16 protein-coding genes and 2 pseudogenes are annotated in these 16,701 nt (G+C 59.8%); all 18 read left to right on the top strand.

From position 1 onward, the window contains the following. Positions 1-52 precede the first annotated feature (52 nt). The 18 genes and pseudogenes from EKL94_RS18210 to EKL94_RS22890 all read left to right on the top strand — a co-directional run bounded on the left by EKL94_RS18210 (position 53) and on the right by EKL94_RS22890 (position 16,615). On the top strand, positions 53-1,108 hold the full coding sequence (locus tag EKL94_RS18210) for a VirB8 family type IV secretion system protein (RefSeq protein ID WP_126930124.1): 1,056 nt from the start codon (positions 53-55) through the stop codon (positions 1,106-1,108). Further along, positions 1,105-1,884, top strand: coding sequence for a TrbG/VirB9 family P-type conjugative transfer protein (locus tag EKL94_RS18205; RefSeq protein ID WP_006374751.1), 780 nt, complete (start codon positions 1,105-1,107; stop codon positions 1,882-1,884). The genes EKL94_RS18210 and EKL94_RS18205 overlap by 4 nt, the downstream gene beginning before the upstream one ends. Next, positions 1,881-3,146, top strand: coding sequence for a TrbI/VirB10 family protein (locus tag EKL94_RS18200; RefSeq protein WP_006374750.1), 1,266 nt, complete (start codon positions 1,881-1,883; stop codon positions 3,144-3,146). Before EKL94_RS18205 ends, EKL94_RS18200 begins: the two co-directional genes overlap by 4 nt. 14 nt (positions 3,147-3,160) lie before the next feature. Then, positions 3,161-4,204 carry a P-type DNA transfer ATPase VirB11 gene (virB11, locus tag EKL94_RS18195; RefSeq protein WP_126930123.1) on the top strand — a complete coding sequence of 348 codons (1,044 nt, stop codon included), beginning with the start codon at positions 3,161-3,163 and terminating at the stop codon, positions 4,202-4,204. A gap of 3 nt (positions 4,205-4,207) precedes the next feature. Then, positions 4,208-5,164 carry a lytic transglycosylase domain-containing protein gene (locus EKL94_RS22895; RefSeq protein WP_126930122.1) on the top strand — a complete coding sequence of 319 codons (957 nt, stop codon included), beginning with the start codon at positions 4,208-4,210 and terminating at the stop codon, positions 5,162-5,164. 73 nt (positions 5,165-5,237) lie between these two features. Further along, entirely contained in the window at positions 5,238-5,648 is a 411-nt protein-coding gene (locus EKL94_RS18185; protein ID WP_006374697.1) for a TrbC/VirB2 family protein, read from the top strand. Next, on the top strand, positions 5,641-5,949 hold the full coding sequence (locus EKL94_RS18180; RefSeq protein WP_006374695.1) for a VirB3 family type IV secretion system protein: 309 nt from the start codon (positions 5,641-5,643) through the stop codon (positions 5,947-5,949). The genes EKL94_RS18185 and EKL94_RS18180 overlap by 8 nt, the downstream gene beginning before the upstream one ends. Positions 5,950-6,030: 81 nt before the next feature. Then, the gene (locus EKL94_RS18175; RefSeq protein WP_032129524.1) at positions 6,031-8,469 is read left to right on the top strand and encodes a VirB4 family type IV secretion/conjugal transfer ATPase; all 2,439 of its coding nucleotides are present in this window, start codon (positions 6,031-6,033) and stop codon (positions 8,467-8,469) included. A 59-nt stretch (positions 8,470-8,528) separates the two neighbouring features. Continuing rightward, positions 8,529-9,326 (top strand): hypothetical protein, encoded by a 798-nt coding sequence (locus EKL94_RS18170; protein ID WP_049398226.1) that lies wholly within the window; start codon positions 8,529-8,531, stop codon positions 9,324-9,326. 79 nt (positions 9,327-9,405) lie between these two features. Next, positions 9,406-10,557, top strand: coding sequence for a TrbL/VirB6 family protein (locus tag EKL94_RS18165; RefSeq protein ID WP_260473460.1), 1,152 nt, complete (start codon positions 9,406-9,408; stop codon positions 10,555-10,557). 41 nt (positions 10,558-10,598) lie between these two features. Next, positions 10,599-11,114: a DUF4189 domain-containing protein gene (locus tag EKL94_RS18160; RefSeq protein WP_126930121.1), complete on the top strand. Its 516-nt coding sequence runs from the start codon at positions 10,599-10,601 to the stop codon at positions 11,112-11,114. Between the two features lie 498 nt (positions 11,115-11,612). Further along, positions 11,613-12,551, top strand: a pseudogene (locus EKL94_RS18155) (type IV secretion system protein); the annotation flags it as partial. 24 nt (positions 12,552-12,575) lie between these two features. Beyond that, a complete protein-coding gene (locus tag EKL94_RS18150) occupies positions 12,576-13,106 on the top strand; it encodes a DUF4189 domain-containing protein (protein WP_312023663.1) in 531 nt (176 codons plus the stop codon). An 85-nt stretch (positions 13,107-13,191) separates the two neighbouring features. Continuing rightward, positions 13,192-14,130: pseudogene (locus EKL94_RS18145) on the top strand (type IV secretion system protein); the annotation flags it as partial. 58 nt (positions 14,131-14,188) lie between these two features. After that, positions 14,189-14,701, top strand: a complete 513-nt coding sequence (locus EKL94_RS18140) for a DUF4189 domain-containing protein (RefSeq protein WP_126930119.1) — start codon at positions 14,189-14,191, stop codon at positions 14,699-14,701. A 366-nt stretch (positions 14,702-15,067) separates the two neighbouring features. After that, a complete protein-coding gene (locus EKL94_RS18135) occupies positions 15,068-15,586 on the top strand; it encodes a DUF4189 domain-containing protein (protein WP_260473458.1) in 519 nt (172 codons plus the stop codon). 108 nt (positions 15,587-15,694) lie between these two features. Next, positions 15,695-16,240, top strand: a complete 546-nt coding sequence (locus tag EKL94_RS18130; protein ID WP_126930118.1) for a DUF4189 domain-containing protein — start codon at positions 15,695-15,697, stop codon at positions 16,238-16,240. Between the two features lie 30 nt (positions 16,241-16,270). Further along, a complete protein-coding gene (locus tag EKL94_RS22890) occupies positions 16,271-16,615 on the top strand; it encodes a hypothetical protein (protein ID WP_440862118.1) in 345 nt (114 codons plus the stop codon). Positions 16,616-16,701: the final 86 nt, after the last annotated feature.

Raw genomic sequence — 16,701 nt, 5'->3', positions numbered from 1 at the left:
CCTGTCGCAGGGGCTCCATGCCCATTGATGTTTCAGCAGTACGGAAGAATCCATGTTCCGCAAGAAGGATCCCGGCAACAGTCCCAAGGTCGAGCAGTCGGTCGCCAAGGCGGTCAGCTACGAGATCACCGTGGCCGACATGGCGCGTCGCAGCGAGCGCCGTGCCTGGTGGGTCGCCACGGGCTCGTTGCTGATGTCGCTCGCACTGGCGGGCGGCTACTACTACATGCTGCCGCTGAAGGAGAAGGTGCCGTTCCTGGTGATGGCCGATGCGTACACGGGTACCGCGACGGTCGCGCGCCTGAGTGGGACCTTCCAGGGCGAGACGATTACCAGCAACGAAGCGATCAATCGCAGCAATGTGGCCCAGTACGTACTGGCGCGCGAGTCGTACGACTCGGCGGTGATGGGCCTGCGCGATTGGGAACTGGTGTTCGTGATGTCCACCGATCCGGTGGCGCAGTCCATGCGCGTGCGCTATGCCGGCAACAACCCGCAGAACCCGTTCGTGATGTATGGCCGCGAGCGTGCCATCCGGGTCAAGATCCTCAGCATCACGCCGCTGGGCGCCGAAGCGAACGGCAGCTTCCGCGGCGCTTCGGTGCGCATCCAGCGCAGCCTGCTGGATAAGCGCACTGGCGTTGCCACCTACCTGGACAACCAGCTGGTGACGATGCGCTTCGGCTACAACCAGAACCTGGCGCTGTCCGAGCAGGATCGCATCCTCAATCCGCTGGCCTTCCAGGTCACCGAGTATCGCGTCGACAACGACTATTCCCGTGGCGTCCCGGTGCCGGATGACGGCGCCATGCAGGCGCAGGCGCAGCAGGCTGCACAGGCCGCGCAGCAGGCCCAGGGTGTCTACGATCCCAACAACCCGGCCGCGGCCACGATGATCGATCCGGCCACCGGCCAGCCGGTCGCCGTCCCGGCCAATGGCCCGACGCCGGGCCAGCTGATGCCGGGTCAGCCCGTACAGGGGCAGCCCATGCCGGGTCAGCCGGTGCAGGGGCAAGCAATGCCGGGGCAGGCCATGCCCGGACAGCCGGCCATGAGGCCGGCGCAGAACAATTCCACCGGAACTGCTGATGGAGCAAGCAACCGATGAGTAGTCGAAATATCAGGGGAAGCGCACTGGCGCTGCTGTCGATGTTGTCGCTGTTGTTTTCAGCAGCGGCGATGGCGCAGGCGGTGGACCATTACGAGTACGAGAAGGACCGCATCTATCCGGTTCGCACCGGCCTGGGCCTGACCACCCAGATCGAGTTGAGCCCGAACGAGAAGATCCTCGACTACAGCACCGGCTTTAGCAGCGGCTGGGAACTGACCCGTCGCGAGAACGTGTTCTATCTCAAGCCGAAGAACGTCGACGTCGACACCAACATGATGGTGCGCACCGAGACCCATTCCTACATCTTCGAGCTGAAGGTGGTGGCCACTGACTGGCGCCAGCTGGAACAGGCCCGTCGTGCTGGCGTGCAGTACAAGATCGCCTTCACCTACCCGAACGACACCGTGTTCGGCGTCGCGCAGGAAGCGGTGGAAGAGGAGGCGCAGCCGCTGTTGAGCTCTGAACTGGCCAAGGACCGCCAGTACAACTTCAACTACTCCTATTCGACCAGCAAGGCGAAGAAGATGGGCTGGCTGATCCCGGTCAACGCCTACGACGACAGCCGTTTCACTTACCTGAAACTACCGAATTCGCCGGAGTACAAGACCGGCATCTTCCCGGCCGTGTTCGGCCGTGAAACGGAATACGGTGAAGACTTCGTGGTCAACACCACGGTTGAAGGCAATACGCTGATCGTGCACGGGACCTACCCGTACCTGGTCATCCGCCACGGCGACTTCGTCGTCGGCCTGCGAAGGAACGTGAAGAAATGAGCCAGCAGAACACTCCCGGAAACGACCCGAACAACGGACGCGACGAGAGCCAGAGTCCGTACGGTGCACAGGCTGCTCCGGAGGCGCAGACGAATCCGTACTTCGGCACGACCCAGGCTGAGCCTGCACCGGATCTGGACGCGGCCGCGCCGCAGCTGCGCTCGGCTGAAGAGCAGCGATTGAACCGCAAGGCGCTGCTGTTCCTGGGCGGTATCGTGGTGCTGCTTGTTGCCATGGGCTTCCTGCTTTTCCGCAAGGGCCAAGACAAGGACGATGCGCCGAAGGTGCCGGATGTTGCGCGCGCGAGCACGCCAACACTGCCGGATGCTGTCCAGACCGATCCGGGTCCGGCGCAGGCAATGCAGCCCGTTGATCCGATTCCGATGTTGCCGCCGCCTCCATTGGGGCCGAGCCGCCCTGAGCCGCCAGTGACGTTGGAAGATCGCTCCGCGGGCCCTCGTGGTCCGACGCTTGCCGAACGTCGGATGGGTGCCAGTGCCGACGGTTTCGTTGGCAATGGCGGTTCACAGGATGAGGAGCGCTCGCAGCAGGCGGGCATGGACGAATACACGCGGGCAATGCTGCAGCAGATGAACGGGCAGCAGAATGCAGCGCCAGCGCGCGTGCGTCGTGGCCCCGACGTGGATGACGTGTCCAATGCCAGCTACATCCGCAGCCCCGATGCGCTGCTGGTGCGAGGAACCTATCTGCGCTGTGTACTGGAAACCCGCATCATCACTGACATCGCGGGCTACACCTCGTGCCTGGTGACAGAGCCGGTGTACTCGATCAACGGCCGCAATCTGCTGCTGCCGAAGGGCTCCAAGATCTATGGCGCCTATGGCGGTGGTCCTACCGGCAAGCGGGTGGAAGTGATCTGGGACCGAATCACCACGCCGAACGGTATTGACGTGGCAATGTCCAGCCCGGGCGTTGATCAGCTGGGTGGCGCAGGCCACCCGGGCCAGTACAGCGCGCACTGGGGCAGTCGTATCGCCTCGGCGCTGATGATCAGCCTGTTGGCCGACGCGTTCAAGTACGCCGCCGCCGAACATGGCCCGGAGACCACCACGGTGGCCAACAACGGCATGACCATCCAGTCGCCCTATGAGAGCGCCACCGCGCGCACCATGGAACGCCTGGCCAACGAGTCGCTCAGCCAACGTCGCCCGCCGACCGTGACCATCAACCAAGGCACCATCGTGAATGTGTACGTCGCCAAGGACGTCGACTTCACGAGCGTGCTGCATCCTCGCCGGTAACCCAACGAACGATCATGGACGCCGAAGTGTCACCCCTTGCCCTCGTCTCCAGCGATTTCCTGCGCTATCAGTACGAAGTGCTGGGCATCGCCGAGTACATGACATCCCCGGACGTGACGGAAATCTGCATCAACCGTCCCGGTGAGCTGTACCTGGAAACCCGGGCAGGGTGGCAACGGGTGGACGTGCCGGGCCTGACCTTCGAGCGGGCCCGGCAGTTCTGCACGGCGGTGGTGAACGAGAGCAACACCGGCCAGCGCATCACCGATGCCGATCCGGTGGTCTCGCTCACGTTTCCCACCGGCCAGCGTGCCCAGTTCGTGATTCCGCCGGCGTGCGATGCAGGCAAGGTGTCGATCACCATCCGTCTGCCGTCCAAGCACACCAAGTCGCTCAGCCAGTATCACGAAGATGGGTTCTTCAACCAGATCCTGGAAAGCGATGGCAGCATCAGCGAGCAGGATCGCGAGCTGCTGGAGCTGCGTCAGCAGCGCGAGTACGCAGAGTTCTTCCGGCGTGCGGTGATGTACCGCAAGAACATCGTGGTATCCGGTGCGACCGGTAGCGGCAAGACCACCTTCATGAAAGCGCTGGTCAATCATATTCCGGACAACGAACGCCTGGTCACGATCGAGGACGCGCGCGAGCTGTTTCTGACCCAACCCAATGTGGTGCACCTGCTGTACTCCAAGGGTGGGCAGAGCACCAGCAATGTCAGTGCCAAGAGCTGCATGGAAGCCTGCCTGCGCATGAAGCCCGAGCGCATCATCCTGGCCGAGCTGCGCGGTGACGAGGCGTTCTACTTCATCCGCAACTGCGCATCGGGCCACCCGGGTTCGATCACCAGCTGCCATGCAGGCAGTCCGGAGCAGACCTGGGACCAGTTGGCCCTCATGGTGAAGGCCTCCACCGAAGGTTCGGGCCTGGAGTTCAACGTGATCAAGCGACTGTTGATGATGACCATCGACATCGTCGTGCATATCAAGGCGCACGCCGGTTCGCGCTACATCACCGGTATCGATTTCAATCCTGGGCGTGCCCAGGGGCAGGAGGGCTGAAGGATGCTGCCAGGACTGGAGATGATGGCGTGCCCGGAGATGGCGGTGTCGATGGACGTGATGCAGCACGTCATCAACGTTGAATCGTCACGCAACCCTTATGCCATCGGCGTAGTCGGTGGCGCTCTGGTGCGCCAGCCCAAGGCGCTGGACGAGGCACTGGCGACGGTTCGGATGCTGGAAGAGAAAGGCTACAACTTCTCCATCGGGCTAGCCCAGGTCAACCGCTATAACCTCGGCAAGTACGGTCTGGATTCCTACGAGAAGGCTTTCCAGCAATGCCCGAACCTGCAAGCGGGTTCTCGGATCCTCGCCGAGTGCTACAAGCGCTCCGGTGGTGACTGGGGCAAGTCATTCAGTTGCTACTACTCGGGCAATTTCGAGACCGGCTTCCGCCATGGCTATGTGCAGAAGGTCTATGACTCGATGCGCCGCGGGCAGCAGCTTGCCAGCAATGGTGTTGCACCGATCGACGTGGTGAGTCGCGGCGAACGCCGCAGCGTGAAGGTCGAGCATCATCCGCAGTTGGCGTCGCCGGCGCAGGCACGCATCGTTGCCCAGTCGAATGGCCCGGTATACGTGCCGTCGGAAGACCCGGCACGCGCGTATGTCGTGTATCCGTCCACCGGTGCAATGGCGCGGGGCAGCCTGCTGAACATCGCCGACCAGGCGCTTTCGAAAGTGGTACTGGGTTCAGTTGACCGGATGATGCAGCCGGCCCAACCGCAGCAGCAGGCCGCTGCCATGCCGCAGCAGTTTCCACCTCAGGGCGCAGTGCAGGGGATGGCCATGCCGCAGCAGTTGCCGGGTACCACCGCCAGCAATGAGGGGCCCGTGATGCTGCGGCCCTGGAGTGAGCGGAATCTGCCGGTGGCAGGTAATGGCAATTCATACAACGCGCCGGCACAGTCCGCGCCGGTGCAGCAGATTCCCGCAGGGGATGCGGCCTTCGTGTTCTGACGAAGTCGTGGTACGGCCAGTCCCCCGGCTGGTCGATTCAGTTGTGTTAGTCCATCAACAAGGAAATCAATCCATGAAGCGATCCAATCTCGACCTCGTCCAGGCCCAGCGCACGCTGAAGACCCTGCTGATGGCCACTCTGTTCGTCGGCGCACTGTTTGCCCCGCAAGTCTTCGCCAACGGCGCCACCGACTTCGGCGGCACCGACAAGAAGGTCTGCAGCTTCTTCAACAACATCAACGGCCTGCTGAACATCGCCTCGATCGCCGTGGTCACCATCGCGGTGATCTTCGCTGGTTACCAGATCGCCTTCGCGCACAAGCGCATCGCTGACGTCGCCCCGATCCTGATCGGTGGCGTGCTGATCGGCGCCGCAGGCCAGATCGCGCGCATGCTGCTGGGTGATGGCAGCGACGGCAAGTGCGGTGGTGGCACCAGCACCTCCTACCTGATCAACCACGTGATCCAGTACTACAGTGCATAAGAACGTCGTGTTCCGCGGCTGCACGCGTCCAGCGATGTTCCTGGGCGTTCCCTACCTGCCATTCTTCATGGTGGCAGGCGGGCTGTTGCTGCTCAGCATGTACACGAACTTCTGGTTCCTGCTCACCATTCCGGTGGCGGTCTTCATCATGCGGCACATGGCCAAGCGTGACGAAATGATCTTCCGTCTGCTGGGCCTGCGCCTGATGTTCAAGCTGAAGGTGCGCAACGTGCAGGAGCACGATGGCATGTGGGTGCTCAACCCCAACCATTACCGCAACAAGCCGGCCCGAATGGATTGAGGTCCGGATCCGGCCTGGCGGGCATCCGCGCCCGCCAGGTCTCTTGAAACTTCTTGGCAGTACCTCTTTGGAAGCAGTCGTATGTTCAGCCCTGATACCTCCATCAGTGAGTTCATCCCGTTGTCGTCGCATGTCGCCCCGAACGTGGTCAAGACCACGGGCGGCGACTACCTGCTGACCTGGCATCTGGAAGGGCTGCCGTTTGTCGGCCGAGAGGAGTGGGAGCTCGAGCATCGCCACAACACGTTCAACCGTCTGCTGCAGACGTTGCGCGCGCCTGACTTTGTCAACGTGGCTTTCTGGGTGCACGACATCCGTCGCCGTCGCACGTTGAAGGGCAAGAGCAACTACAGGCAGCGCTTCAACCAGGACGTTTCCGACCAGTACATGGGCATGCTGTCCTCGCAGCGCATCATGCAGAACGAGCTGTACCTGACCATGATCTATCGCCCGGTGGTGGCGGGCAAACGCTTCGTCGAAAAGTCGGCGAACGTGGAGAAGCTGCGCGCCGAGCAGGAGCAGGCGGTAGAGAAGTTGATGGAACTGGCCGGCAACGTCGAGGCCGTGATCCGCGACTACGCGCCGTATCGCCTGGGTATGTACGAAGCCAAGAATGGCGTGGTGTTCTCGGAAACGCTGGAGCTGTTCGGTTACCTGATCAATCGCATCGACGAGCCGGTGCCGGTGCTGTCGGCACCGATCAAGGATTACCTGCCGGTCAGTCGCCACATGTTCTCGGCCAAGACCGGCGATTTTGCGATCAATACTCCCAACGGTGCCAATCACTACGGCGCCATTCTGAACATCAAGGAGTATGCCGAGGGGACTTACCCGGGCATCCTCAACGGCCTGAAGTACCTCGACTACGAATACGTCATCACCCATTCGTTCAGCCCGATGGGGCGCCAGGACGCGCTGAAGGTGCTCGACCGCACCAAGGGCATGATGATCTCCTCCGGCGACAAGGCGGTCAGCCAGATCGTCGAGCTGGACCAGGCCATGGATCAGCTGTCGTCGGGCAACTTCGTGCTGGGTGAATACCACTTCATCATGGCGGTCTACGGCGACACGCAGGCCAAGCTTTCGCAGAACGTCGCCTCGACCCGCGCCGAGCTGTCCAACGCCGGGTTCGTATCGACCAAGGAAGACCTGGCGGTTACCTCGTCGTTCTATTCGCAGCTGCCGGGCAACTGGCGCTATCGCACACGCCTGGCCAATGTCAGCTCGCTGAACTTCCTGGGCCTGTCGCCGCTGCACAACTTCGCCACCGGTAAGCAGCACAACAACCCGTGGGGCGACTGCGTCACCACGCTGCAGACCACCAATGGCCAGCCGTACTACTTCAATTTCCATGCGACCCATCCCTCGGAGAATTCGCTGGGTGAGAAGGCGATCGCCAATACCATGGTGATCGGCAAGTCCGGTACCGGTAAAACCGCGCTGATCAACTTCCTGCTCAGCCAGGTGCAGAAGTACGAGCCGTCGCCGACCATCTTCTTCTTCGACAAGGACCGCGGCGCGGAGATCTTCGTGCGCGCCTGCGGTGGCAACTATCTGGCCCTGGAGAACGGCGCACCGACCGGCTTCAACCCGTTCCAGTGCGAGAACAACGAAGCCAACCTGCAGTTCCTGGCTGACCTGATCAAGGTGCTGGCCGGCAAGCGCGAGTACAGCGCCCGTGAGGAAGAGGATATCTACCGCGCGGTGGAGAGCATGCTCGATACGCCGATGCACCTGCGCAGCATGACCAACTTCCAGAAGAGCCTGCCCAATATGGGCGACGATGGCCTCTACGCGCGCATGCGCCGCTGGACCTCGGGCAACTCGCTGGGCTGGGTGTTCGATAATCCGATCGATACCGTTGACCTGAGCAAGGCCAACATCATCGGCTTCGACTACACCGACATCATCGACAATCCTGAAGTGCGCGTGCCGGTGATCAATTACCTGCTGCACCGCTTGGAGTCGCTGATCGACGGTCGTCCGCTGATCTATGTGATGGACGAATTCTGGAAGATCCTGGACGGCGAAGGTGGCCTGAAGGAGTTCGCGAAGAACAAGCAGAAGACCATCCGTAAGCAGAACGGTCTCGGCATCTTCGCTACGCAGAGCCCGGAAGATGCGCTGAAGAGCGATATCTCCGCCGCCCTGATCGAGCAGACCGCTACCCTGATCCTGCTGCCGAACCCGAATGCCAGCAAGAGCGACTACATGGACGGCCTGAAGCTGACCGAGGCCGAGTTCAGGGTGGTGACTGCACTGGACGAGCGCTCGCGCTGCTTCCTGGTCAAGCAGGGCCATGCCTCCAGCGTGTGCCAGCTCAACCTGCGCGGCATGGACGACATCCTGTCGGTGATCTCGGCTTCGACCGACAACATCGATGTCATGCATCGGGTCCTGCAGACGGCCGCGGTCCGCAATCGCGTCACTGTAGACGAGCTCAGCCCGGAGCAGTGGCTGGAAGATTTCTACAAGAACCGGAAGGGATCGGGAAAGGAACCCCGGTCCGACGCGGCCTGATGGCCGTGCGAGCAGGAGACAGGCAAGTGGACGTCAATCAGAACAACAGGAGTTTCCCAATGAACAACGTCAAGCGTCGGGCCAGCGCCCGCAAGGTACTCAAGCCGATGGCCAAGGTGCTCGGCGTTGCCTTGGCGCTCTCAGCGACCAATGCGGGCGCCATCGGCCCGGTGCAGGAAACGGGTCCTGCACTGTGGCAGCACATCCTCAATCAGATCAATACGTACCAGGCCCGTTTCCAGGAGAAGTACCAGTTCGTCAAGGAGAACACCCAGTGGGCACGGGACTGGGCGCAGACGATCAAGGAGTACCAGGAGACGATGGTCCAGATCCAGGGCATCGTGAATTCCTTCGGGTTGCCGGATTCCGCCCCGCTGACGCCGGTGCCACCCAATTATCTGGTTGCCGAGACCTGCGGAATCGGCACCGACCTGAAGACTCTCGCGACCCGGGTCGTTTTCAATTTCAAGGGCGATTGGAAAGATCAGCAGCAACAGATCTGCGTGAACATCCGGATGATGCAGAACCGCAAGTACAACGATGCGGTGGACTTCATGCTCAAGACGATGCCGTCGTTCTTCGATAGCCTCGATGCAATCGAGAAGCAGCGAAATGTCAGCAATCTGCTCGGCAACGTCAACGCAACGCAGAACGACACGTTGCGCACCGCGAACGACATGGCAGCCAAGGCAAAGTCCTTCGAGGCACAGCAGAAGGCCTACGATGCCTACATCGAGGTGATGGAAGCCAATCAGAAGGTCGTCGCACAGGCAGCGCTGAAGGGCGACCCGATGAAGACCATTGCCAGTGATCTGGTCAAGACGGCGGCGCTGAAGGCAGCGCTGTCCATCGACTGATGCATGGAATGGAGCACCAAGGGTGCGCGCGTCTGCGTCGCCCCTCATGTGATTGCAGTATTACCAAGGGAATGTGGGTATGACGATCAGGTCGATTGCCAACTTTGATTTTTCGGGCGGATTCCAGGATCTGATGGGGCACGTCGCGCGTGTTCAGTCGATTGGCGATTTCGTGTTCTTCAAGCTGATCCTGGACTACCTGCGGGACAGGATCGGCAAGTTCGGCTTCGACCTGATGGACAACATGATGGCGTGGGTGGGCGGCATCGCGCTGACCCTCATGACCTTGTGGGTGCTGATCCAAGGCTATCGAATCGTTACAGGCCGCAGCCGCGATTCGATGATGGTCCTGGTAACCAACATGGCGCGCGCAGCGTTGATTGTTGCCGTTGCCACCAGCATGGGCATGTTCGGGCGCGATCTTCATGAGTTCCTGACCGAGGACGTGAAGGGGCTGATCACCCATGTTGTCACTGGCAAGGATCAGAAGCCGGAAGAGCAGATCGACAAGAGTCTGGCTTGGATGCAGGTGGCGCTGTCCAGCATTGATGGCATCAAGATTCTGAATGACCCTGGATTGCAGGAAGACAAGACCCGGGCCATGTGGTTCATCGGCCTCGGCACAGGTGGTCCAGCGGTAACTGCGGGTTCAATGCTTCTGCTCTACGAAGTAGCAATGGCGTTGTTCATCGGATTCGGGCCCTTGTTCATTCTTTGCCTTCTGTTCGACCAGACCAAGCAGTTGTTCCAGCGATGGCTGTTCTACGGCATTGGAACCATGTTCTCGATGGCGGTGCTGGCGGCAATGGTGTCGATCGCACTGGACATGGTAATTCGCGTGTCCGCCTCGTTCTGGGTGACGGCGCTGGTGAACAAGTTCCCGCTGATGGGCGCGTCCAGCGACGGCATGACCAGTCAGGCGATGCAGCAGGGCGGCATGGGACTGATCCTGACGACCCTGATTCTGACTGCGCCCCCAATGGCGGCCATGTTCTTCCAGGGCACCTTGGGTAGCTTCATGGCATATTCGCAGATAGGTGGCAGCCCGGTTGCGCAGGCGCCGGGCCCGAGTGGGCAGCCGCCGGGTAGCTACTACACGCCTCCAGCTCCAGAGAAGGGGAGCACCGGGCATGGAGCAAGCGGAGTGGGGCAGATGGGTAGATCAACTGGATCTCCACATGTTGCCGATACGCCGCCGGATACAGGCCGATTTGCCAAGGCACCTATTTAGCTCGCGGAGATGCGCGTTGTCTGTGTAAGGAGAGTTGCCTGATGAGAATGATCCATTTGCTAGCGCCGTTGGTGTTCATGTTCGCCACATCGGCCCTTGAGGCTCGGGCTGAGGGGCGATGTCCTCCTGGGCAGTACCCGATCGGAGGGAAGGGAGTCGGTGGTTGCGCTCCGATTCCTGGAGGCGAAGGTGCAGCTACCAGTGGGCCCAGAGCGACGGGTAAATGGATCAAGACTTGGGGCGCAATATCATTGGCGCCGTCGGGCGCCTCTGGCTCCTCAACAGGGCGGGTACGGAAGACGGAGGCCGCTGAGGAGGCGCAGAGGAAGTGTGCTGAATCCGGCGGAGTGGGATGTAAGGTTACAATTACATATAAGAATCAATGCGTGGCCGCCGTTGTCGCCAGCTCGGGCACAGGTGGAACCACGCAGTTTGGTACCGGTGCAACGATCGAGAGTGCCACGGAGTTTGCCTCCCGCCTCTGTGCCTCGAAAGGAGGGAGCGATTGTGCTGCCGTCTATTCCGCTTGCTCTGAGCCGATCTTCGAGGAATTCTAAAAATCCTATCGCGAGTCTGTGGTCGTCCGACTGGCGTCCTGGCACAGTCCTTTATGGAAAGAATCTGGAAGATTTAATGTCAGGCAGGTCGAAATGGTGAGGTGCCCGGTAGTTGCGCGCTGACTCGGGCGTTTGGTGTAGAGGCGAATCGGCTTCCGTAACTCGGGTGCGTGGTGGCGGAAGGATGAGTGACAGCGGATCAGATGCTGGATCTCGCATCGCCCCGGGATTGAGTGCGAGGCGGCTTGGAGACCAATCCTCAATGGCAAGGGGATTGGACGTGAAAAGGCGTCGTTCCGACCTGCGGTGAGGAAGTTTGGTGGCATGAAAGCACTTGACACCAAGCGACTCGAGAGTCTGGGGTGAGAGCCTGCGGCTGAAGAAGCTGCACGCCGAGAAGTTTGATCGAGAACGACGGCATCCAGAATGCGATGCGAAAGGCGCATCTTTCTTAGGGGGGGGGGGGATGCCCGTTTGCTGCGCTGTGGAAAAGGGCCGCAAGACTACCGGATAATCACCGGCCGCAGCCGCGACTCGATGATGGTCCTGGTAACCAACATGGCGCGGGCAGCGTTGATTGTGGCCGTTGCCACCAGCATGGGCATGTTCGGGCGCGATCTTCATGAGTTCCTGACCGAGGACGTGAAGGGCCTGATCACCCACGTTGTCACTGGCAAGGATCAGAAGCCGGAAGAGCAGATCGACAAGAGTCTGGCTTGGATGCAGGTGGCGCTGTCCAGCATTGATGGCATCAAGATTCTGAATGACCCTGGATTGCAGGAAGACAAGACCCGGGCCATGTGGTTCATCGGCCTCGGCACAGGTGGTCCAGCGGTAACTGCGGGTTCAATGCTTCTGCTCTACGAAGTAGCAATGGCGTTGTTCATCGGATTCGGACCGTTGTTCATTCTTTGCCTTCTGTTCGACCAGACCAAGCAATTGTTCCAGCGATGGTTGTTCTATGGCATCGGAACCATGTTCTCCATGGCGGTATTGGCAGCCATGGTCTCGATTGCGCTGGACATGGTGATTCGCGTGTCTGCGTCGTTCTGGGTGACAGCGCTGGTGAACAAGTTCCCGCTGATGGGCGCGTCCAGCGACGGCATGACCAGTCAGGCGATGCAGCAGGGCGGCATGGGATTGATCCTGACGACCCTGATTCTGACTGCGCCCCCAATGGCGGCCATGTTCTTCCAGGGCACCTTGGGTAGCTTCATGGCATATTCGCAGATAGGTGGCAGCCCGGTTGCGCAGGCGCCGGGCCCGAGTGGGCAGCCGCCGGGTAGTTACTACACGCCGGATAAGCCGGAGAAGGGGCGTACTGCAGACGCCGGTGACTACAGTAATCAGTCAACAAGCCGCATGACATTGCCGCAGTCGGATGCAACAAGGATTGCGGAAACTGGCCAGCGAGCTGCTCATCCTGGTAGACAGTGATTTCAGGCGTATTGGAGAGTTAACGTGAAGCGCATTGTGATCTCCCTCTTTTGGATTTGCCCTGCTTTGTTCTTGCTTGTGACAGCAGATGTCCAAGCGGAGGGGCGCTGCCCGCCCGGACAGTATCCGATTGGCGGGCAGGGGGTTGGTGGATGTGCGCCAATACCGGGCTCTAATGGAGGCGCTGTGGGGTCGAGTGGTCCGGTCGCGACAGGCCGCTGGATCAAAACCTGGGGAGCTATTGCAACCGCAGTAAGCACGGGCGATATGGGGGCATCAGTCGGAAGGCGTTCAAAGCAGGAAGCTGTGTCCGAGGCGCTTTCCCGTTGCGCGACCCATGGCGCTAGAGATTGCAAAGTCGGAACTACCTATAAGAACCAGTGCGTTGCATATGCTGATCCCGAGAGGGGGAGTAAGGGGCGCGTCTCCTATTCGGTTGCAGGCTCCAAGGAGGAGGCTACAAATCGAGTTTTGTCCCATTGCGCGGACATCGGTGGTGGGCAGTGCAAAGTTCTATATACAGATTGTTCTGAGCCGATCTTTGAGTCGTTCTAGTCTCATGGTTGCCGTGACATCCCACCGAGATCGAGTGGCGCGACGGTCCTAGTGGGCAAATGTTCTTTTACTGCACAGTGGAAAAGTGTTGCAAGGCTATCGAATCGTTACAGGCCGCAGCCGCGACTCGATGATGGTCCTGGTAACCAACATGGCGCGGGCAGCGTTGATTGTGGCCGTTGCCACCAGCATGGGCATGTTCGGGCGCGATCTTCATGAGTTCCTGACCGAGGACGTGAAGGGCCTGATCACCCACGTTGTCACTGGCAAGGATCAGAAGCCGGAAGAGCAGATCGACAAGAGTCTGGCTTGGATGCAGGTGGCGCTGTCCAGCATTGATGGCATCAAGATTCTGAATGACCCTGGATTGCAGGAAGACAAGACCCGGGCCATGTGGTTTATCGGCCTCGGCACCGGCGGTCCAGCGGTAACTGCGGGTTCAATGCTTCTGCTCTACGAAGTAGCAATGGCGTTGTTCATCGGATTCGGGCCCTTGTTCCTTCTTTGCCTTCTGTTCGACCAGACCAAGCAGTTGTTCCAGCGATGGCTGTTCTACGGCATTGGAACCATGTTCTCGATGGCGGTGCTGGCGGCAATGGTGTCGATCGCACTGGACATGGTAATTCGCGTGTCCGCCTCGTTCTGGGTGACAGCGCTGGTGAACAAGTTCCCGCTGATGGGCGCGTCCAGCGACGGCATGACCAGTCAGGCGATGCAGCAGGGCGGCATGGGATTGATCCTGACGACCCTGATTCTGACTGCGCCCCCAATGGCGGCCATGTTCTTCCAGGGCACCTTGGGTAGCTTCATGGCATATTCGCAGATAGGTGGTAGTGCTGGGGCTGTGTCGCCTGGTCCGAATGGCCAACCGGCAGGGAGCTATTACGCTCCTCCGAAGCCCTCTAGCAGTACTGAGGCTCCGACGGCGGGCCAGGATGCGGCTTCCGGGACAGCTCGCATGACCTTGCCACAGAACTCAGCGCCAACGATTCACGACACGGGCCTTCGCGGGGTGAATCGTTAACTTGATGCGTCGCCGGGAAGTTGGCGCAAATTCTTGATCTGCTGTCGAGTGGTTTCTTATGAGAATGAATAATTTTCTATTGCCGATTCTCCTGTTCCTTGCCCCACTAGTTGCATATGGGGAGGGGCGCTGCCCGCCAGGTCAGTATCCGATTGGCGGGCAGGGTGCGGGTGGCTGTGCCCCGATTCCAGCCTCTCAAGGGGAGGGGAGTTCCGGGCCGCGTGCGATAGGTAAGTGGATCAAGACCTGGGGAGCCATATCCCGATCTGTTGTGACCGGTGATGTGGGAGCTTCGGTTGGAAAGAGATCAAAGGCCGAGGCCGTCGCTGAGGCTCAGTCCCGCTGTGCGACATATGGTGCGAAAGATTGCTCTGTAGGGATAACGTATAAAAACCAGTGCGTCGCTTATGCGGATCCGGCTCCGGGCTCTAAAGGATTGATTTCAATGGCCGGCGGTCCAACGAGAGAGGCCGCTTCCACTGAGGTTCTGAAGTACTGTGCTGCTCACGGCGGTGGGCAGTGCACGATCAAGTACACGGATTGCAGTGAGCCAATCTTCCAAGAGTTCTGATTGCTCTATGGAGCTGGGTTGACACATCCGACGTCCAACACCTATCGCACTTTGGTAGAGGGATCTGAATGGCAGGGGCCATCATGAAATGAACTCTCGAAGCTGAATTCGGGAGCTCGGCCCCGTGCCCGAAGAAGTGGGCTGCGTGCGCGTCAAAAATGCTGACCCGCCGAGTGCCGATGGTCGTCCGCCGGGCATGTCGGCTCCGCCGACGGCGGCTCCAGAGGCCGCGTCGGGCCACAATGCAGCAAATCCTCAGAACAGTCTGGGCCGAGTGTTTGACGGCACGGGCGGGGCGGGAGGAACCACACCTGGTCAACGTGGCGCGGCGAACGCCAATCAAGGAAATTAGAGGCTGGACTGACGATGAGCGCCAACGGTTTTCTGAAATATCTTTGCTTGTCTTTCGTGTTTATGGGTTCTGCATACATCAATTCTGCGTTTGCAGAAGGTCGTTGCCCGCCGGGCCAGTATCCGATCGGCGATCAGGGAGTGGGCGGCTGTGCTCCCATCCCTGGTGCAGGCCGGAGCGCGCCTGATGAGAATCCCGGGCACTGGGTTAAGACGTGGGGAGCCGTTGCGGGATCCATGAATGGCGATGCGGGTGCATCGACTGGCCATCAGGCCAAGGCCTCGGCCGAGCGACAGGCGATCGAGCGCTGCGGTCACTGGGGAGCGACTGATTGCAAGGTTCTGTACACCTATTACAACCAGTGCTATGCGTCCATCAGAACCGGCCGGCCGGACAATGGAACGATGTTCAACGCGGGTGCTACCAAGGAACAGGCGCTGGAAAGGGCGACGCAGGATTGTCGGAATTCGGGAAGCCAGGAGTGCACGTTCATCCACTCGGACTGCACCAAGCCCTTCTTTCAGGAGGGCTGATATGGCGAATCATATTGCCTCCCGCTCTTTGGATGTCGCTTGAAGCACTGCAAGGCTTCAAGGAAGATGACGGGTGCGGAGCATCAGACCACCGAGTGATCAACAGTGATGTCCAAAAAGTCTTGGCAATGGCCGGATTCAAGCATCTGGGTAACATTTCTTGGGTTTTTGACGCTGGCGTTTGCCGTGCTCGTCGTTACTGAAAATGCCAATGCCGAAGGTCGTTGCCCTGGGGGCCAGTACCCGATTGGTGGCCAAGGCGTTGGAGGCTGCGCACCCATACCCGGCGCGGCTCAGAGCGCCCCGCAGGAGAATCCCGGGTACTGGGTCAAGACATGGGGTGCAGTCGCCAGCTCGCCTGGAGGAGATGCAGGTTCTGCTACTGGGCATCAGGCCAAGGCTTCGGCAGAGCGCCAAGCCGTCGAGCGATGCCGGCAGGGCGGAGCTACCGACTGCACAGTTGTTTTTACCTACTACAACCAATGCTATGCGGTTGTCCGGGCTGCACGACCGGACAATGGCATGAGATTCAACACCGGGGCGACGAAAGAACAGGCGCAGGAGCGGGCAGCCAAGGACTGCAAGGATTTGGGAAGTCAGGCTTGCTCCGTTTTCCATTCTGACTGTACCAAACCGTTCTTCCAGCAAGACTGATCGGTTGTGAGATCATGGAGATTCAAGACAATGGCCGATTTCAAACCTTTACGCGGTAATCCGGCGCTCGTGATTCTGGCGCTGCTGTTTGCTGCACTCCTCGTTGCCAATAACGCCAATGCCGAGGGCCGATGCCCGGCCGGCCAGTATCCCATCGGCGATCAAGGGGTGGGTGGGTGTGCCCCCATCCCTGGAGCTGTCCCTTATATACACTTGCCGCTGCCGCCAGTCTTACTCGTGTGGATTCTACTGTCCCTTATATACTTAAAAAAAAAAAAAATCTACCCCCCAAAAATAACGATCATGGTATTTAAATCCCCAATACCAGCCACACCCCGATACCAATTCACTATTGAATTAACATCTTCACAGTGATTCTACATATAGGTGCAAGCATCTGACAACTGCATTATGAAGTCATAATGCAGTTGTCAGATGCTTGCACCTATATGTAGAATCAC

This window comes from Stenotrophomonas maltophilia (genome assembly GCF_003970865.1).
GTDB lineage: Bacteria > Pseudomonadota > Gammaproteobacteria > Xanthomonadales > Xanthomonadaceae > Stenotrophomonas > Stenotrophomonas maltophilia_AR.
The sequence above is the reverse complement of the archived record's forward strand: the minus strand, read 5'-3'. Positions and strand labels throughout refer to the sequence as shown.